The 18,432-nt window shown below is 58.9% G+C and carries 22 protein-coding genes; 20 read left to right on the top strand and 2 right to left on the bottom strand.

Annotation, left to right across the window (positions count from 1 at the left end; all coding sequences use genetic code 11):
- Nucleotides 1-203 precede the first annotated feature (203 nt).
- Entirely contained in the window at nt 204-512 is a 309-nt protein-coding gene (locus ACJ2A4_RS07220) for a helix-turn-helix domain-containing protein (protein WP_265589056.1), read from the bottom strand.
- A gap of 196 nt (nt 513-708) precedes the next feature.
- On the opposite strand from ACJ2A4_RS07220, the gene ACJ2A4_RS07215 reads away from it, so the two are divergent.
- The 13 genes from ACJ2A4_RS07215 to ACJ2A4_RS07155 all read left to right on the top strand — a co-directional run bounded on the left by ACJ2A4_RS07215 (nt 709) and on the right by ACJ2A4_RS07155 (nt 11,723).
- A complete protein-coding gene (locus tag ACJ2A4_RS07215) occupies nt 709-1,014 on the top strand; it encodes a transcriptional regulator (RefSeq protein ID WP_408872307.1) in 306 nt (101 codons plus the stop codon).
- Nucleotides 1,015-1,022: 8 nt separating this feature from the next.
- Nucleotides 1,023-1,556: a hypothetical protein gene (locus ACJ2A4_RS07210; RefSeq protein WP_408874121.1), complete on the top strand. Its 534-nt coding sequence runs from the start codon at nt 1,023-1,025 to the stop codon at nt 1,554-1,556.
- Between the two features lie 691 nt (nt 1,557-2,247).
- A complete protein-coding gene (locus ACJ2A4_RS07205; protein ID WP_408872306.1) occupies nt 2,248-2,616 on the top strand; it encodes a hypothetical protein in 369 nt (122 codons plus the stop codon).
- A complete protein-coding gene (locus tag ACJ2A4_RS07200) occupies nt 2,600-3,913 on the top strand; it encodes a phage terminase large subunit (protein WP_408872305.1) in 1,314 nt (437 codons plus the stop codon). Before ACJ2A4_RS07205 ends, ACJ2A4_RS07200 begins: the two co-directional genes overlap by 17 nt.
- 46 nt (nt 3,914-3,959) lie before the next feature.
- A complete protein-coding gene (locus ACJ2A4_RS07195; RefSeq protein ID WP_408872304.1) occupies nt 3,960-5,378 on the top strand; it encodes a portal protein in 1,419 nt (472 codons plus the stop codon).
- Between the two features lie 14 nt (nt 5,379-5,392).
- The gene (locus tag ACJ2A4_RS07190; RefSeq protein WP_408872303.1) at nt 5,393-5,890 is read left to right on the top strand and encodes a phage scaffolding protein; all 498 of its coding nucleotides are present in this window, start codon (nt 5,393-5,395) and stop codon (nt 5,888-5,890) included.
- Between the two features lie 70 nt (nt 5,891-5,960).
- Nucleotides 5,961-7,340, top strand: a complete 1,380-nt coding sequence (locus tag ACJ2A4_RS07185) for a DUF4043 domain-containing protein (RefSeq protein ID WP_408872302.1) — start codon at nt 5,961-5,963, stop codon at nt 7,338-7,340.
- 54 nt (nt 7,341-7,394) lie between these two features.
- A complete protein-coding gene (locus tag ACJ2A4_RS07180) occupies nt 7,395-7,796 on the top strand; it encodes a hypothetical protein (RefSeq protein WP_408872301.1) in 402 nt (133 codons plus the stop codon).
- 10 nt (nt 7,797-7,806) lie between these two features.
- Nucleotides 7,807-8,406, top strand: coding sequence for a hypothetical protein (locus tag ACJ2A4_RS07175; RefSeq protein WP_408872300.1), 600 nt, complete (start codon nt 7,807-7,809; stop codon nt 8,404-8,406).
- 12 nt (nt 8,407-8,418) lie between these two features.
- Nucleotides 8,419-9,399, top strand: coding sequence for a hypothetical protein (locus ACJ2A4_RS07170; protein ID WP_408872299.1), 981 nt, complete (start codon nt 8,419-8,421; stop codon nt 9,397-9,399).
- Nucleotides 9,400-9,495: 96 nt separating this feature from the next.
- Entirely contained in the window at nt 9,496-10,983 is a 1,488-nt protein-coding gene (locus ACJ2A4_RS07165; RefSeq protein WP_408872298.1) for a phage tail protein, read from the top strand.
- Entirely contained in the window at nt 10,984-11,409 is a 426-nt protein-coding gene (locus ACJ2A4_RS07160) for a hypothetical protein (RefSeq protein WP_011252772.1), read from the top strand.
- Nucleotides 11,406-11,723, top strand: coding sequence for a hypothetical protein (locus ACJ2A4_RS07155; RefSeq protein ID WP_062455999.1), 318 nt, complete (start codon nt 11,406-11,408; stop codon nt 11,721-11,723). Before ACJ2A4_RS07160 ends, ACJ2A4_RS07155 begins: the two co-directional genes overlap by 4 nt.
- Nucleotides 11,724-12,194: 471 nt before the next feature.
- Here ACJ2A4_RS07155 and ACJ2A4_RS07150 read toward each other — a convergent pair whose 3' ends face one another.
- Nucleotides 12,195-12,509, bottom strand: a complete 315-nt coding sequence (locus ACJ2A4_RS07150; RefSeq protein WP_408872297.1) for a hypothetical protein — start codon at nt 12,507-12,509, stop codon at nt 12,195-12,197.
- A 292-nt stretch (nt 12,510-12,801) separates the two neighbouring features.
- Between ACJ2A4_RS07150 and ACJ2A4_RS07145 the strand changes: the two genes are divergently transcribed.
- Genes ACJ2A4_RS07145 through ACJ2A4_RS07115 form a run of 7 tightly spaced genes read left to right on the top strand, consistent with a single transcriptional unit; the run spans nt 12,802 to nt 18,432 of the window.
- Nucleotides 12,802-13,716 carry a hypothetical protein gene (locus tag ACJ2A4_RS07145; protein WP_408872296.1) on the top strand — a complete coding sequence of 305 codons (915 nt, stop codon included), beginning with the start codon at nt 12,802-12,804 and terminating at the stop codon, nt 13,714-13,716.
- A gap of 4 nt (nt 13,717-13,720) precedes the next feature.
- Nucleotides 13,721-13,933: a hypothetical protein gene (locus ACJ2A4_RS07140; protein WP_174787453.1), complete on the top strand. Its 213-nt coding sequence runs from the start codon at nt 13,721-13,723 to the stop codon at nt 13,931-13,933.
- Entirely contained in the window at nt 13,930-14,991 is a 1,062-nt protein-coding gene (locus ACJ2A4_RS07135; protein WP_408872295.1) for a hypothetical protein, read from the top strand. The genes ACJ2A4_RS07140 and ACJ2A4_RS07135 overlap by 4 nt, the downstream gene beginning before the upstream one ends.
- The gene (locus tag ACJ2A4_RS07130) at nt 14,988-15,611 is read left to right on the top strand and encodes a baseplate assembly protein (protein ID WP_408872294.1); all 624 of its coding nucleotides are present in this window, start codon (nt 14,988-14,990) and stop codon (nt 15,609-15,611) included. The genes ACJ2A4_RS07135 and ACJ2A4_RS07130 overlap by 4 nt, the downstream gene beginning before the upstream one ends.
- Nucleotides 15,608-15,967, top strand: coding sequence for a phage tail protein (locus ACJ2A4_RS07125; RefSeq protein WP_408872293.1), 360 nt, complete (start codon nt 15,608-15,610; stop codon nt 15,965-15,967). The genes ACJ2A4_RS07130 and ACJ2A4_RS07125 overlap by 4 nt, the downstream gene beginning before the upstream one ends.
- 44 nt (nt 15,968-16,011) lie before the next feature.
- Nucleotides 16,012-17,151 carry a baseplate J/gp47 family protein gene (locus ACJ2A4_RS07120; RefSeq protein ID WP_408872292.1) on the top strand — a complete coding sequence of 380 codons (1,140 nt, stop codon included), beginning with the start codon at nt 16,012-16,014 and terminating at the stop codon, nt 17,149-17,151.
- A 42-nt stretch (nt 17,152-17,193) separates the two neighbouring features.
- Nucleotides 17,194-18,432, top strand: a complete 1,239-nt coding sequence (locus ACJ2A4_RS07115; RefSeq protein WP_408872291.1) for a hypothetical protein — start codon at nt 17,194-17,196, stop codon at nt 18,430-18,432.

Raw genomic sequence — 18,432 nt, 5'->3', positions numbered from 1 at the left:
ATGGCACAGTGCCATTAATTTATCGTTAATCGGTGGTTGCCATGGGGGCGATCAACGGGGAAGGAAGGGAGCCGGTCAATGAATTCAGACGATCTGATGGCCGGCAACGTTTCCGATTTGTTCATTCCATCGATGATGCGAGCTTGTCGTGTCGTATCGAATGGGGGGCGCCTGAATGCGTATGGAAACCGGTGAAACAGTCACTAATGGATCTCCTCATCTGGTCTCTTGGGCGGATCAGGTGTGTCGGAAGACATGTTTCTGTCCGTGCTCGGAGCCATGTCTTGCCGCTGGAGCACCAGTTCTGGGTGCAGGGCAGCCAGCCGCAGGGCCAGTTCTTCGTCGGTACGACCGTTCAGGACGCCTTTCAGAAGAAAATCTGTCGACACGCGCAGGCGGTTCGACAGTGCCGCAATGAGGAAGACGCTGGGCGCACGATCGCCGCGTTCGATCTTATTGAGGGTCGAAGCGTCAACGCCCAGCAGGCGGGCGCACTCGCTCTGATTGGGCATGACGAGTTCACGAGCCCAGGAAATGCGAGTTCCGATGGCTCGTTGGAGTGCAGTCAGAGAGTCCGGGCGCTTGTGTTTGGCCATGAGGCCTTTTTAGCAATGGCTTTATGCCAAATCCAGAAGAAGTTTTTTTTATCACACACTGTGGCATTTTGCCAAAGTTGGAAACAGTTCTGTACTGATAAAGGATGTTGAGATGAGGCAGGTCAAGTCAGGTTCCGTACCCCGTCGGGTCTCCGCAAGCGCTCTCGCTGCCATGCTTGCTTCCGATGGCTGGCTACCTGAGCAGGGCAGTGCCCGCAAGGGGCGGGGACGTTCTGCCAGAAAAACATCCGGAACGTCCTCTTCGCGCACCCGGATGGTGACGGACAGGGAAACGGCTGAGGCGCTTCCTGCCGGTCATCCCGTGAGCTGGAATGCGCTGTGGGGTGCGGACCTGGTGCCGGTCTTTCCGGGGCTACAGCCGATGGGTGGTCGTGATGCCGGCATGGAGATCAACTGATGTTCAATATGGTGCAGGACGTGTCTCCGTCGGGTGCATGTGGAATGCCTGATGTTGTGGTGAAGCCTACTGCGGAGCGGTATCAGCATTCGGATATTCGCGAAGTCGCAAACACGTTCCGGGTCGTGAATGCGGTGCAGTCCATGTATGACGCGGGCGATATCGGGGATGATGAACTCGCAGCGGCTGACCGGTGGTATCGCGAATATGTTTTTGCGTCGCTCGGTGTTGTGGAAAATCCGCCATCTGATGGTCGTATCCGTGAGCGCGGAGATATTCATACCTGGATGATGGGGCGGGGGCAGTGTTCTGCACGGATTACACAGATTCGGGACATGCTTGGACTGTGTGCGCATGTTCGTCTCGAAATGCTTCTGGCGCGTGAGATGTCGTTCTCGGCAATGGCTCGCCACCTTTATCCGGCTTTGTCGGAAGGGCGTGCACGGATGAAGGTTTCGGCTCAGTGCGCTCTTCTTCTGGAGCAGCTCGCACATGTGTATGAAACGATGTCCAGAAACAAGAGCAGGAAAAAATCTCGTTAACGATAAATTATCGCTTGCTATTCGAGCGCGGTTTTATTATAAGAAATACACACTGAGGAATTACATCATAAAAATCCAAAGCCGCTCTTCCGCAAGGGGAGCGGCTTTTATTTTGGAAGTTTCCTGAATTATGGGAAAATGTGAAATTTCTTCTGGAAGCGTAGTTTTGTCTGGCCGACAGACATTTATTGTTATTCAGAAAAATTCCGGTTCATTTGTGGGTTGTCCTCTCGTTTATGAGGGAGAGCCGGTACACAGGGCTGATGTTGTTCTGCAGTGGCATGATCTGGTGGATGCGGGTCTTTCCCGGCTGGATGTCCGGTGCAGGTCCATTCCCTGTCAGAGATCGGTTCTGTCAGCCCAGGAGATCGGACATGTCGCACCGGAAATTGTGTCGCGTGTGGCTGTGCGGGCGGAACGGGAACAGATCCAGCGTGATGTGGAGACCCGCGCGCGCAGGGGAACGGAACGTCGGGAACGTTTCCGACATGTGCCGGTTCGGGCGGTCTGGCTGGACGGTGGCATGATGATGAGCCGCAGGGAGGCTTCTCTGAGAGCAGGCTGAAAGCCGGTTCTCGGGGCGATCCGGGGGAAAAGGTTGGAACAGATGGATGAAGACGTATCTGGTAAATGTTCTTTGCGACGGGAACAGTCTTGGGAACGGAAGAAGAGATTTCTCGAACATCTGTCTGTGAGTGGAAATATTTCTGAAGCCGGGCGTGTCGCTGAGGTCCGGCGCAGTACATTATATCTCTGGAAAGATACGGATAAGGAATTTTCTTCCCGGTGGGAGGAGGCTCTGGAAGAGGCTGCGGATGCTCTGGAAGCGGAAGCACGCCGACGCGCCGTGGAGGGATATGATGAGCCTGTTACGTATGCCGGGCGTGTCGTCTGCGATCCGGATACGGGCAATCCGATTGTTCGCAAACGGTATAGCGATGGGTTGATGGCGTTTCTGCTTCGGGCGCATCGTCCGTCCCGTTTCAGGGCGGGTATGGAATCCGAGGGGCGTTCGGGAACGATCTCGATCAGCATCAGCAGTGATGACAACGCCCTTTAGGCTGAATGATTCGCAGCGTGAGGCGGTGCGGCTGCTTGGTGGGCCAGCGCGACATATTCTTTTGAGAGGTGGGTCGCGGTCGGGGAAGACCTTTGTTCTGGTTCGGGCCGTTGTGATTCGGGCGCTGAAGGCACCGGACAGTCGGCATGGTATTTTTCGCCATCGGCTGACGGCGCTGAAGGCGTCGGTTTTGCGGGACACGTTTCCAAAGGTCATGCGGATGTGTTTTCCGCAGGTCGGATGGAAGCTGGATCGGCAAGACTGTGTCGTGACGTTCCCGAATGGATCGACGATCTTTTTCGGGGGGGTGGATGACGAGCATCGGACCGAGAAGATCCTCGGTCTGGAATTCGCGACGGTTTATCTGAACGAGGCCAGCCAGATCAGTTATGGCGCGCGGAACATGCTTCTGACGCGTCTGGCGCAGAAAACCGGCCTTGCAGTTAAGGAATATATCGATGCCAATCCGCCGAGCATGGGACACTGGCTTTATGCGCTTTTCGAAAGCGGGATCGAGCCGAAGTCGGGGGAACCGTTAGCGGACAGGTCGCTGTATGCGACGATGATCCTTAATCCGCAGGCCAACCGGGATAATCTGAGCGAGGATTATCTCGCCAGCCTTGAAGCGCTCCCTGAGCGGGAAAAGCGGCGGTTTCTTTATGGTGAATATCAATCGGTTGTTGAAGGCGCGCTGTGGCGGCTGGAGATGTTCCGGCGTGAGGCGGCGATTACGGCGCAGAGCCGGGCGGATGTGGCGGCCCGTATGCGGCGTATTCTGGTGTCTGTTGATCCTTCGGGGGCTGCGGGACCGGAAGATTACAGATCCGATGAAATCGGGATTGTGGTCTGCGGCGTTGATGCGGCTGGTGTGGGGCATGTTCTGGAAGATCTGTCTGCTAGGGATAGTCCGGCGGGCTGGGCTGCCAGGGCCCTGCGGGCATTTGATGAATGGGGTGCTGAACGCATTGTTGCGGAGCGGAACTTCGGCGGGGCTCTGGTAGAGGGCACGATCCGGAGTGTGCGGGCGCATGCCTCGGTCAAGCTGGTGACGGCGGCGCGGGGCAAGGCGGCGCGCGCAGAGCCGGTTGCGGCACTCTATGAGGTTGGCAGGGTTGTTCATCATGGCCGGTTTACGGCTCTGGAGGATCAGCTCTGTCATTTCTCGGTCAGCGGGTATCGCGGGCCACGGTCTCCGGACCGGGCGGATGCGATGGTCTGGGGGCTGAGTGAACTGATGCTGGCCGGAAGTGGCGGCATGACGGGCTGGAGTCCGTCTGGATTTTCGCTGGCGCGCTGAACTGACCCTCCGGGTCGGGATCGCGGCCTGAAACAATGGAGAACACATGGACTGGTTGTCCCTGCAACAGCGTTACGCTGTTCCCGCGGGTGCGTCCGCGCGGACGGCGCGGCTGCTGGCGCTCAAGCGTGTTCTGGATGGGACGCAGTATGATGCGCTGCCGCATCCGTTCTCGATGGAGAAGTCGGGGGCGGGAGAATACATCCCGCTGTCGAGCCGGCGTCCTTCGGTGCGGACGAATCTGTGCCGGACGGTGGTGGATGAGTCGGTTTCGCTGCTGTTCGGGGATACGCACTGGCCGGGTCTGGTGACGGATGATGCGCGGGTGACAGAAGCCTTGAGCACGTTCGCTTCGCAGACCAGGCTGGCGTCTCTGCTGATGGAAGCGGCGCGGCTGGGCTCGGTGGGATCGGTTGCGATCCTGTTCGAGGTCTCGGCTGATGTTCCGAAGCTGTCGGTTCTGGAAACGGCATATCTGACGCCGTTCTGGGATGATGCGACGGGGGAGCTGCTTCGGGTTGAGGAGCGGTTTCTGGTCCGGGGGCGGGATCTGGCGGCGCAGGGCTATCCGATTGCGGATGAGCTTCTGGGGGCGCAGTTCTGGTGGCAGCGGATCTGGACGTCTTTGGACTGTGCGGTTTCCGTGCCCTGGCTTGTGGGGATGGATGGCGGGGTCCGGGATGAAAGCCGGTCCGTGCGGCATGGGCTGGGGTTTGTGCCGATCGTGTGGACGCGCAATCTGGGCGGCCCTTATGGGCGTGATCCGGAAGGTGAATGCACGTTTGAGCGGGCCATCGATACGGTCATCGAGGCGGATTATCTGCTGTCTCAGGCTGGGCGCGGGCTGAAATACGGGTCCGATCCGACGCTGGTCCTGAAGACGGGTGGATTTTCCGATGGGGTGGCGCATCAGGGTGGTGCAGCTTCGGCGCTGACGCTGCCGCCTGAGGGTGATGCCAAGCTTCTGGAAATCAACGGGAATGCGGCGGGCGCGGTGCTCGATCATTATCGGGAACTGCGTCTGGTGGTGCTTGAGCAGTTGCATGGCAACCGGGCGCATGGCGACCGGGTTGGTGGTGCGCAGTCGGGCAAAGCCATGGAGATGATGTGTCAGCCACTGATCTGGCTGGTGGATCGTCTGCGGCATTCCTACGGGGAAGGGGCGCTGCTCTCGATTTACCGGATGGCATGCCGCTTTTCCTGTGTTCTGGAAAATGGGCTGCGGATCGGGGGAGCGCTGGTCAAGGACCTGCCGTACTGCCGCATGAGTTTGCGGTGGCCGGCATGGTTTCCGTCTACCGATCCGGAGCTGCTGTCGCTGACGCAGGGTCTGGTGACGGCGGTCTCCAATGGAATTCTGAGCCGCGAGACGGCGGTTCGGATGTTTGCGATGGCATCGGGAAATTCTGATCCGAATACGGAATGGAAAATGCTGGAGCAGTGGTGTGCTTCTGAACAAGCATGAGTGTTGACGGGGGAATGATGTCCGGAACTGATGACACCATTGAGGATGTGGAGGCTCTGCGTCAGGCGCTGAATGAAGCGCGGAGCGAAGTTGAGGCAGTCCGTCAGGAAATGACGGATGTTGTGACACGGCAGGAGACGCTTCAGCGCAGTCATGAGGAAGCGCTGGCCCGGGTACGGGAGGACAGTGACCGGGAAGTCATTGTGGCGGCGCTTCGGGCGGAGGCAATCCGCAATGGTGCGCATAATCCTGATGATGTCGTGCGGCTGATTGATCTGGAAGGGATCAACCGGGGCGAGGATGGTTCCGTGGTCGGTGTGGCCGAGGCTTTGCAGCAGGCGCGTCAGGAGCGGGCCTATCTGTTCGGCGAGGTGCTGCGGCCCGGATATTCGAGCGGAACCACCGTCGGGCAGGCAGCGCCTCGCCCGGGCGGCATCGAACCGTTCAATGCGCGCGCCGTCAGTGAGGCGGATTATGAAGCGCGCAAATGGCAGTTTCTGGCCCAGGGCTGAGGCCCGGGACGATATTTGACCGGGTCTGATGGCAGGCCGGGTTCAGAAAACACATTTACGGAAAAAATACATGAGCATTGATAATTTTCCTGTTCAGCTTCAGGCCGCCATTCAGCAGGGTTTTCTGGCCCGTGAGTTCGAGAATGGTCTGAAATCCCGGCTGGGTTTCCGGCAGGTTGCCGATCGTGAAGTGTTCCCGAATGCCATCGGTGAGACGCTGACGAAAACCCGCAAGAGCCTCAAGGCTCCGGTGACGACGCCGCTGAACCCGACGGGTAATACGAATTTCGACAATGGTCTGAGCCCGTCCGGCTGGTCGGTCGAGCAGTATACGCTGTCCATCAACCAGTATGGCGATACGATTGATCTGAACATGGTCACCAGTGGCGTGGGGATTGCGTCGCAGTTCCTGGCCAATGCCAACACCAATGGCGTGCAGGCCATGCAGTCTCTGGATCGTCTGGCACGCAATACGCTGTTTGGCGGTGTACAGAATGGTGTGGGCGGTTACCTGGGGGGCAACACGCGTGTGACGGCGACGCTGCGGAGTGCTGACAATACCATTGCTGTCGATGATATCCGTGGTTTTCAGTCCGTAATCGTGAATGGTCAGGTGACGCCGATCAGCGCGACCAATGGCATGACCGTGACTGTGGGCAGTGATGTTTATACGCTGGTCAGTGTGGCGGCGGATGCGACGAATGTCTCCACGGCGCCGGGCGGTGTTTCGGGCCAGATGACGTTCTCGGCGTCCGTGTCGGTTGCGGATGGCACGGAAGGTCAGGCGGTTGTGGCGTCCACGGCGCCGCTGGTGATCCGTCCGAACGGTCGTCTGACCACGGCGGCGCTGCAGACGGCCAGTGCGAGCGGTCTGGCGGATACGTTGGGCATCCAGCAGGTTCTGGCTGGTGTGGCGACGCTGCGGCGCAACAACGTGCCGATGATCAATGGTGCGTATCATTGTTACCTGGATGATCTGCAGCTTCTGTCGCTGTTCCGTGATCCGGATTTCAAGCATCTGTACCGTGGTGCATATGGTTCGGAAGAGTATCGTTCTGGTCAGGTGATCGAGCTTCTGGGTGTACGGTTCATCCCGACGACGGAAGCGCCGCAGCAGGCGTCTCTGGGTTCCGGTTCCATTCATCGTGCGCTCCTGCTGGGTCAGGGTGCGCTGATTGAGGGTGACTGTGCTCTGACGGGTCATTCCGATATTCCGGATTCCGAGCGTGCGCTGATCGAGATGGTGGACAGCGTGGCAATGGTGACGCGCGAGCCGCTGGATCGCCTGCGCCAGATCATTGCGCAGTCCTGGTACTGGATTGGTGGTTTTGCGCTGCCGACCGACGTGACGGCGGACATGACTGTTATTCCGACGGCCACGAACAGCTATCTCAAGCGTGGTGTCGTGATTGAGAGCCTTGGTACGGACGCGCTTGGTCTGACGTTCTGAGGCTTTTCCGGCCCCTGTCTGTAAGGCGGGGGCCTCTCTTGCGGGGAGAATGACATGTCCGAAACGGTTGGTTTATCGACGGATATTCTCTCGGAAGGAGAGAAAATGGATATCCGCCGGTTCTGTGGTTATCCAGCGATCGGGTCGCGGGAAGGCAATCAGGAATCCTGGCGTTTCTTTCAGGTTGAAGGAGCGCTGGAATGGCGGATGAACTGTCTGTCCGGGGCGGAGCTGCAGCAGCTCCGGCTTTATCTGTTGCAGCTTTATCCGTTGGAAAACGCGATTATGGCGTCGTCGGACAATCTGGATACGGCGCGGGCGGCGGGCTGGTATCACAATGGTCGGGAAGTGCAGGACCGGGTGATGCTGTTTACGCTGTGGCGGCGGCGACTGTGTGCGTTTCTGGGCGTGACGGGCGGGCTGGAGTTGCAGGACGGCCGGGCGATCGTGGTTTGAGGAGAGCGATGTGCAGCAGGCGATGATCGCGGCCAGGCTCTCCAGGGGATATGCGAGGGCTGCGGCGGTGCTTGGGGCTTCAGGGGAACAGTATCGTCCTTCGGGTGGGCTGTTACCGATGGAAACCCTTTATGCACAACCCATGCTGGCTTTTGACGTCGATGCCGGGTTTTCGTTTGCGCGGCCGATTGGATGGGGCATTCCGACGGAATATGTCCTGACGGATCGGCGGGATGATACGCAGGTTGCGGATATCCTCGTTGCGAGCGGTCGGACGTATTTTGTGGCGTCCGTGGAGCCGTTGCGGCCTCCCCTGTGTGTGGTGTGTAGCCGGACGGTATCGGTTAGCGGTGTTACGGGAACGGTGCAGACACTGGTTTCGGACTGTCCGGCGGCCATCATCATGCGGGCGAAGGGAGAATCTTCGGGCAGTGGTGTGCCGGGGGCGACGCGGCCGGGACAGTCGATAATGTATCTTCCGCTGTTACCCGGGGTGGTGCTGACGCCTTACATGACGGTCACGACTGATCTGGGTACGACTTATACAGTCAATGCGGTGGAAATGTCCGGGTTCGGGATCCGGTGTACCATGTCGCTTCAGCAGGTCTGAGGGAGGACAAGAATGACAGATGCCTCCAAGGTCGGATTGGCGCTGGCCTATAACTGTGCACAGGTCCTGTATCCGGATGGGTTGTCGGGAGCTTCAGTGACGGGGCGGCAGGTGGTGTTACGGCGGGGATGGCTGTTGCCGAGCGATCTTTTTGCGGCGCAGAACATCCGCAACAATATCGATTTCGTGACTGTTACTATGGCGCCGCGGAAAATGCCTGAATGGGCTGAACCTCTGGGGCAGCCCTGGCGGGTGCAGCAGAAGGTTGTTCCTATAGTTGGGGTCGTGGTTACGGATGGGGCAGTTGAGATCGTCTTTTCCGGGACATCTACGCCTGCGGGTGTGGTGGCGATCTGGCTGGATGACATGCCGCATGGGGGAGCGCCTTCTGCGGCTTATGCGGTGACGGCGCAGGATACGCCTGCGACGGTTGCTGCTGCTCTGGCGGCAGCGTTGACGGATGGTGTGGCGAGCGGGGCGACGGTCAGTGTGCCGGGACGGGTTCTGAACGGTCATGCTGGGGGGTACGGCCAATCGGTGCGGGTGACGCGGCGGCAGGCGCAGCTTTATCGGGTTTCGATCTGGACTGCGGATGCGACGGCGCGGGAAACGTTGGCGTCCGTGCTGGATACGGCGCTGGCGGGGCAGAGCTGGATCACCACGCTGGACGGGCGGGAGGCTCAGCTTCGGTTTCAGAGCGTGGAAGACGTCGACACGATGCAGAACGAGGCGTTGTATCGGCGGGATTATTTCTACGAGCTGGTTTTCGATACCCTGCAGGTGCAGTGGGCCTCCGAAATGCTGTGCGGCATTGGAAACCTGTCTGGCGAAGAGGGGCTTCCGGCGTCTTTCGGTATTCTGGCGCCAAGCACGGCAAACCAGACAGTGACGGCGGCTCTGGAGGCCATGCAGGCAGCGGTTGCGGCGCAGGCGGCGGCTTCGTCCTATCCGGGGCTGGGTGTTGACCGGTTCGGGACGGTGGTTGCCGCCTGACGGACAGGCTGAGTCAAAGGGCTGAAATTTCATCAGGAAAGCGGGTGGCTTCTGTCGGAAGCGCCCGCTTTCTGCATTTTGGAGAGCGATCCGGGGATGTCTCTGGTCTATCAGGCGGGAACGCTGAATACCACGGCACTGACCGTGCCAAATCTTTATGTGCAGATTGCCCAGCCGCAGACGCTGGCCCTGGCGGGCGCGTCGTCTTCGCAACTGGGTGTCGTGGGGACTGCCGGCTGGGGGCCGGTGGGGATGCCGCTGCCGATCGGGGGCATGAGCGATTATGTCGCGGCGTTCGGTGCCAAGCAGAATAAGACGACGGATGCGGGTCTGGCGGTCAATATCGCCGTCATGCAGGAAGCGTCGTCCTTTGTTGTCGTCCGCGTGACGGATGGGACGGATGTGGCAGCATCTGGCACGATCGATGGCGTGGAAATCCAGGCTGTTCACACGGGCAGCGTAGGTAATGGCATCGTGGCGGCCGTGACCGCGACAGGCTCCGGGTATGCGCTTGCGGTGACGCATGCGGATCTGGGGGCGGCGACCTATGCGGGGGCGGACTGGTCTGCCATTGCGGCGGCTGTGGCGCAGGATCTGAATGCGCTGGTGAAGGTTGTGCTTCCGGAGACGGTTCCGGCTGTGGCTGCAGCGAGTTTGACGCTTTCGGGCGGTACGGATGGCGGTGTGCCGACGACGGCTCAGTTCATCGGGCAGGACAGCACGGTGCGGACCGGCATGTATGCGCTGCGCGGGCAGGGCTGTGCGGTGGCGCTGCTGCATGGTGTGACGGACAGCACGTCTTATACGGCTCAGGCGGCTTTCGGAACGTCCGAAGGGATCTACATGATCGCGGCGGGGCCGGCGTCCGACACGGTGACGAATGCCATTTCGGTCAAGGCGGCGAGTGGGCTGGATGCGGCGTCGGTCAAGCTGATGTTCGGTGACTGGCTGTGGTGGAATGATGACACCAACGGCATGATGCTTGTCAGCCCGCAGGCGTTTGCCGGTGGCAGGCTGGTGGCGCTTTCGCCGGAACAGTCCAGTCTCAATAAGGCGCTGTCGGGTGTGGTTGGCAGCCAGAAAGCCGGTTTGACGGGGAGCAGTGCGACCTATTCCACGGCCGAGCTGTCTGCCCTGTTTACGGCCGGGATTGATGTGATCTGTAATCCGGCGCCGGGTGGAACGTACTGGGCGGTGCGCTGCGGTCACAACTCGTCCAGCAAGAGCACCATGAATGGTGATAACTACACGCGCCTGACGAATTACATCGCGGCTTCGCTTGCTGGCGGCATGGGCGGTTATGTGGGTGAAGTGATCAACGATACGCTGTTCAGTGATATTCGTTCGACGCTTCTGGGCTTTCTGTCGTCGCTGCTGTCACAGGGTATTCTGGGTGTTCAGAATGGTGAGCTGCCGTACAGCGTGGTCTGTGATTCGAGCAACAATCCGCAGTCCCGCACGGCGCTGGGCTATGTGCAGGCGGATGTGGCGGTCCGCTACCAGGGTATCAACGAGAAATTCTTCGTCAATCTGCAGGGTGGTGCGTCTGTCACCGTGTCCTCTGCATCGGGGAGTGTCGGCTAAATGGCAAATCCATACAGCATTGGCCGGGATTGCCGGATTACTGTTCTGTGGAATGGTCAGCGGGTTGATCTGCGGGATGTCACGTCTTTCAGTGCGGCCCAGGAAACGCAGGCTCTGCGTGCCAACCCGCTGAACGGAGTGCCATTGGAATTCAATGTTCCGAATGGCTGGCGGGGAGCGTTCCAGATTGCCCGGGCCAATGCGGCGCTGGACAATCTGGTGGCGGCTGTCGAGGCCGCTTACTGGAATGCTGGGACGGTCGGGAGCGGGACGATTTATCAGTACGTGACCGAACCGGATGGCACGACCAGCACCTGGGAATTCAGCAATGTTTCCATGCAGCTGAAAAGTGATCCCTGGCAGGCGGATCACATGATCCATCAGACGGTTCAGTTCTTTGCTTCTACGAGGACGAAAATTTCGTGAGTGATTTTCCGCAGGAAGTTGTCCTGTCCGACAACCGCCGTCTGACGCTGCGCGAGATTGATCCGGCGGATATGCTGGATCTGATCGAAGCAGCGGGTAGTGCGATCAATGGGGCCTCGGCTTCTGCATGGCTTGGTTATGCGGAGATGATCTGTTCGGTGACCGCGATCGATGGTGTGCCGGTTCAGATGCCGCAGACGAAGGATGAAATCCGCGATCTGGCGCGTCGCGTCGGGAAGGCCGGGATTGCCGCGCTGACGCCGCTGTTCGAGCGTGATGCGGATGAGGATCTTCGGGACGTCGCAAAAAACTGAGCCGGCACTCCGGGTTCCAGGAGATGCTTTATCTGCTGGATCACGGGGTGCCATGGGATGTGTTGCGGGGATGGTCGCGGGCGCGGCGTCTGGCGGCCTGTGTCATTACCGCAGAGCGGGACGGGCACAGTTTTGACTGGGACATGATGTCCTATCGGGGAGAGATATGATGCGGAAGGCCATCTGGCGGAATATTCTCTCGATCAGGACGTTTCCTGTCGGTACTTCCAGAGGAATGGCACGAAGGTCGGTTCTGGTTTCGGCTGTGCCTCGTTTGAAAAGACGGATCAAAGTTGCTTCGTCTCGCGGACGAGGCCGTTCTGTTTGGGAAGTCGGGAACGGGTTTTCCGGACCGTGTAGAGGCCTTGATGCACCGGGAAAAGTTTTTGTCCGAAAGGCGGAAAGCATTGTTCATGCACCGTTATTTTCCGGACATACGAAGTTCCGGTCAGGGATGATGGTGCGGTCGGTTCAGTCTTCATCAAGGCCTGTCTCAAGCGTGATGAAGACGAAGAGCAGAGCTGCCATCGTTCCGGACATTGTCGTTGCTCGGAAGCAGGTTTCGCGACCGGTTGAAAAGCCGGTGCGGAGTGTAGGAACGTGGACGCGGAGTGCTCCTGCGATTGCGCGAGGTATGGCAGCCGTCAGGCGTCCAATACCGATTGCTGCCGTAGCGATGAAGCGGCGCCGCCATAACGCTGCTGCAGGAGCCCCTGTTCTCCGCAAAGCGGTCAGGACAGGTGTGAGGGGCGGAGGCAGGGCTGCCGCCAGGAGCAATATCGTCAACGGGGTAAGTTACGTGCCGGTGGTGCGCAGGGCTGTGACCAGCGGGCAGTCTCATGAGGGCATCGGTCAGGAGCATGCTCGACATCAGCCTGTTCTTGGCTCCGAACATTACCATGAGCCAGAGGCCTCGGATGCTCATTTGGATCATGGGGCGGGGCATGTTGATTTTCTGCTGGGAAATCGACGTTCCCGTCTGACTGCGCGCCGCTCTGGCAGTGGTGTCGATGAAATCATGCAACCTCAGTATCCGGGCCGAAGTATCGGATTTTTCTGACAGAGGAGATGTTCCCTGATGGGTATTGGCCTTTCTGACATAGAAAATGCCATTGGCGCTGTAGGGCGGCTGGGAGCGTCATCACCCGTCATACTGGGAAATCTGGTTCTGACAGGAATTGAGGTTCCTGACACATTGCAGGTCGGCGGGCGTCAGATGCTCGTCGTGCATCGTCTGCCAGGAGGCGGGCGGGTTGTTGATGCGCTGGGGAATGATCCGGGCCGTCTGGAGTTGAAAGGCCGGTTTCTTGGTCCGGATGCGCAGATGCGGGCGCAGGCGGTCGAGCGCATGCGGATGGCGGGGCAGCAGGTTACTTTTTCGGCGGCCGGTCTGTCCGTGCAGGTCTGGATCGCCCAGTTCACTTATGTCTACCAAGCAAAAGGGGCTGTCTGTTCCTATACGCTGATCCTTGAAAGGCCGCAGGAAACAGCATCCACACAGATTTCGAGCACTCTGTCCGGAGTGCTTGGGGATGATGTGGGAAGTGCTCTGGACAGTTTTTCGGGGGTGGTTTCGGACGTTTCCGAAGGTGTGTTTACGGCTGCCGGACAGGTGTCTTCAGTCGTGGGGCAGGTCATGCCGCTGGCCAGTCTGGTCGGTGCTGGCGGTTTTGCCGCGAAGGTGACGGATGCTCTGGGGACGGTCAACGGTGTGGCGCAGAGTGGCATGAACCTTGCCACGGTTCCGTCTGCACTGGCGTCTGTTGCGGGTGGGCTGGAAAGCGCGGGAAGCGGTTTGCAGTCCGTGATTACCGGGGCGGGACAGAATGTCGAATTTATCCAGCCGGACAATAGCGTGTCGCTGAATGCTCTGGGTCAGAACGCCGCACTTCTGAGTGCTGCGACGGATGCAGGAAGTCTGGTTAATCGGGCTGCGGCGAATGTGGCCGTGGCGCAGGGACAGGAAACGTCTGTGCCGTCCGTTTTCGCATGAGGGAATGATGCAGGATATTATTGTCAGTGCTGCGGATATTTCCCTGTTTCATGTGGCTGCGCGTGAACTGGGGGATGCGTCCCAGTGGTGGAGAATTGCGCAGGTCAACGGGATGACGGATCCGGATCTGGGGAAGATTCCGGAAACTGTCGTGCTGAAGGTTCCATCGGTTGAACGTGATCTGGTGTCAGGTCTGCCGGATGGAGCCGGGTCATGAATGTCAGGAATCTGGAAGCTCGGGTCCTTTTTGACGGGCAGGTTGATCCGGTTCTGGCGCTTGTGCAGTTTGAAGTCGATGCCAGCCGGTATGAAACCTGTGATGTTGCCTCGCTGCGTTTTGCAGTCCGGAATCAGGGACAGGGAAACCTGTGGTTTGAAGTGGAGCAGCCGGCGCGGAAATGGGTGACGCTTCAGATGCAGAATACCCAGAGCGTCAGTTCGTCCTGGACAACGCTGTTCGAGGGGCGGCTGGATCATATCGAATATGCGGCTGAACATGCCTGTCTGGAAATGGAATGCCGGGATGCGCTGGCGGCTTTGATGGATCTGCGGGTTCAGGATGCCTGGCTCAACCATACCCAGCAGGAACTTCTTGAAATCATGGCGCAGGCTGCGGGGCTGGATGCGACGATTTCGCTGCCTTCAGATCAGGCCACGCTGATGGCCGGTCAGTTCTGGCAGATCGAGCATAAACGTGGTGCTCTCATGGGGCAGCACCGGTTCCAGACAGCGGCGGATCTCGCTTTTACGATTGCACGGGATGCGTACTGTGATCTTTACGCAGAAGGAACGTCCCTTATCTGTCAGCCGCTGGGCTCTGCTTCTGATGCGGGCGCGCAGGTGACGGATATGCGTCATGCCGTTCTTGAGACGAGTGTTGCGCGGGACCTTCAGCTTTTATCCGGTGTCGTTGTGCATATGGCGTCGTGGGATTCACGGCAGAGAAGCACGACGCAGGTCTATTACGATGGTGTTTCATTTTCTCAGGATGCACCGGCGGGAAATGCCAGTATCCATACATTCCGTGTTCCTGAACGGCGGCTGGATGAGTTGCAGCGGCTGGCTCGTGGCAAACATGCGCGGATTGCTGCTCATGCCCTGTCCGTGCGGATCAGGATTCCAGGCGTCATTGGTATTGCGCCACGGAATTTCATGACCGTCTCGACTGGCAGTCAGGAAAAGACCTTGGGAATTGATCAGGTTATTTCCCGTTTTTCTGTGGAAAAGGGATTTGTGCAGCAGGTTGTTCTGCGGGATCGCGGAGGGGAAGCATGACTGATGCCCGGTTTGATGCCGCTGTGCTGCAGGGCCGGACGGCGCATACGATGTTTGGGATTGTCTCGGCCGTTGATCCTGTCAACCATGCCGTGAAAGTCCGGATCCAGCCTGAAAATGTGGAGACCGGCTGGATACCGGATGCGGGTGGCGTTCATGCGGGGGATCTGCGGATAGCATGTCCGTCTTCGCCCGGAACGCATGTTGTTCTGCAGCCGGTTGAAGGGGACGGCGAGCATCTGGTTGTGACGGGATGTGTGTTTGATACCGTCGTAATGGCACCTGTTTCTCCGTTCACCGGCTCTGCTGCCCAGCCTGGCGAACTGCTGGTCAGGGGCGGTTGTGGGCGCCCGCCAGTCTCATCTTCCGGATCGTCGGGTGCTATATCTTCCGAGGCTGGGTGGCTGCATATCGGGCCGAGTGGCGTTGCTGCGGGGGCAGGTAATGTGCGGCTGGTTCTCAGGGATGGGGAGATCAGTTTTTCCGTGGGAGAAATAGCCATGACGCTGACCTCCGCCGGGCTGAAGGTTTCGGGTGGGGATGTGCGGACGGACCAGCACTCCCTTAACGGGCATGTCCATCTGGCAGGAAGCCAGAATACGGGAGGGCCGATTGGATGATCGCTCTTTCACATATTTTTGGAAATGATCTGGTTTTGAACTCTGGCGGACTTGGGACGGTTTCCGGGACAGAACTGACGCGGCAGAGCCTGCTGAGGCGTTTGCTGACCGTGCCGGGGGATTATATCTGGCAGCTTGATTATGGAGTGGGGCTGCCGCTCATGGTTGGCCAGGTTATCGCTCCGGAAGCCATGGAATCCGTCATTCAGGCGCAGGTGCAGGCGGATGCCGGCGTGGATTCATCGCAGGCGGTGACTGTAACCGTGACGGACGAAGGGAGCGGCGTCTGCAGATGCGACGTCTCCTATGTCGATGCCGGATCCGGTCAGCAGCAGAGCCTGTCTTTTTCCTACTGAAATAATGAGAGCGGCACGTTACTGAACCGCTCCAAGAGGATGCGATGTCTCTCTCCTTACGTTCCTTTTCCACGACTGTTTCCACAGCCGTGACAGCAGCGCAGGCCTCCTGTTCCCAGTTGCTGGATGTGTCCATCGGTTCTCCTGCGCGGGCTCTGATGGAAAGTGTGGGCGGGGTTGGCCTGTGGTTGCAGTATCTGGTGCTGCAGTCGCTGCTGCGGAGCCGTCTGGCGACGTCTACGGGCTCCGATTGCGACAGTTTCGTCAATGATTTCGGCATGACCCGGCTGCCGGGTACGCCTGCGACGGGGCTTGTGACGTTTACGTCTTTTATGGCCAGCGAGCAGTCGGCGGTTGTGCCGCCTGGCGTCATTGTACGGACTGTGGGAGGAATTTCGTTTGTCGTGACGCAGGACCAGTCCCTGCCGACATGGTCTGCGTCTGCCGGAGGGTATGTGCGGGCAGCGGGTGTTTCCACGTTGTCTGTCCCGGTGTCATGTCAGGTGGCCGGATCGGCAGGGAATGTTTCGGCTGGCGCGATCTGTCTTATGGGCACTGCGGTATCGGGACTTGATACCGTGACGAATACGGCCCCTTTTCTCAATGGTTCTGATCAGGAGACGGACAGCCAGTTGAGGGCACGTTTTCCGCTCTGGCTGGCAGCAAAGGCGTCCGCAAGTCGTGCAGCGGTCGGGAATGCCATTGCGAATGTGCAGACGGATCTGAGTTACTCCCTGCGGGATGGTCTTGATGCGGCAGGGCTGGCGCGGAGCGGGTATTTCACCGCCGTGGTCAACGATGGGAGCGGGGTTCCTTCGGATCAGCTGCTGTCGGAGGTCTATGAGGTTATTGATTCGGTTCGGGCGCTCGGGGTCGGGTTCGGTGTGCAGGCGCCTCGGGTCCTGAGCGTGGATGTCTCCATGGATGTGGTGGTGCCGTCTTCCGTAACGGTACAGCAGGCGCAGAGTGCCATTCAGTCCGTTGTGGCAAAGGATATTGCGTCGATGACGGTAGGCGATGGCTATCCGTACAGCCGCCTGTCCTATCTGGCCTATGCCGGTGCAGACGTTTCCGTGACGTCGGTTCTGAATGTCCGTCTGAACGGGGGGCAGGCCGATATTCCTGCAAACGGCAACCAGGCTCTGGTTGTCGGAAACATTCAGATCAATGTCACTCAGGGCTGAGGATTCGGAATCTGGCTCTATCGGTAGGGATGAGGAATTCTCATGGCTGTCTTTAATACATATCCGAAACTCGACGCCCTGACGGGCGAAGAGGTCTTTATTCTGGCGGATTCTACCGGAACAAGGACGGTTACAGCTACTGTGGCGCAGGTGATCGAAGCACCTGTCAGCGTTGAGGCCAGTGGTCAGTTCTATTCGGATAAGGGCGCACAGGTAAAACGCTTTGCGGACCGGCTTCTGGTTGGTGTTGCGGCAGAAAATCCGGCTCTGAGTGACCGTGCCAGTTCTTCGCAGAATGACTGGCTATCGGAAACCATGGCAGCAACATCGATTGGTCCATGGGCCCTGCAGGATGCCCAGTGCGCCTCCGTTGCGCAGTTTGGCAACAGCGCGTTTGTAGCCGGTTCACGGACGTCCGATGCGCTGAGGGGCTCTTCGGTTCTCGGGTTTCAGCCGAGCAGCATCGGAGTGGCGTCATGGGGAATTTCCGATGACACGTCCAATCCCACGACCACGACTGCCTATGCCTATTATGGCGAGGCATGGCGCATGGCGGGTGTGGATTATCAGCCTACTTTCGGAATGGAGCTTGAGGCAGTCAATTTTGGTGGTCTTGCCGTCGGACAGTCAACGCCTTATGCGCCGAATGTCGGTGGTGGCGTGTACGGGATCCAGCTTGGTGCAGGCGGTGGCCAGACGTCCGGAACCTCGGATGCCGCGGCAGGAATGGTTTTCGTATCTAATCCGAATTCCTGGCAGACGGGTATTGTCTTCGGGGCGCAATCCCTGACAGGGACGGACGGGAAAGATTCCGGATATGCATCGGCTGTCTCCCTGGCCCGCAATCATGCTGTTGAGTGGCATACGCCTGAAACCGTTTCCGGCGTTGCGGGTGCCAATGTAGGCGCGTTTGTCCGTTCGACAGTAACCGAGCGCTCCAATGGGACGCGGCAGGAATTTACCGACAACGGAATTCTGTTTGCCAATATCGAAGGGGAAACGCTTTTCTCGATCGCTACAATGGAGAATCCGACCAATGCGCTTCAGGTGCAGGCTGGTGCCGGAATGCAGGCGGCGGGTTTGTATGTCCAGGAAGGGACGGGTGGTTCCGGAAATCTGGGTCTTTTCCCGGCAAGTGGTGGAGAACTGCAGATCACATCACCGGTCACGGGGGCAGGCGCTACAATGCCGAGTGTCGCTGATGGTGGTTTCCTGCACATCAATATCAATGGCGCGGATTATCGTATCCCGCTGATGAGTGCTGCCCAGGCCGGGGGTTGA

Source organism: Gluconobacter roseus (assembly GCF_046058915.1).
In the GTDB taxonomy this organism is placed as follows: Bacteria; Pseudomonadota; Alphaproteobacteria; order Acetobacterales; family Acetobacteraceae; genus Gluconobacter; species Gluconobacter roseus_A.
This window is presented reverse-complemented; position numbering and strand designations above follow the sequence as displayed.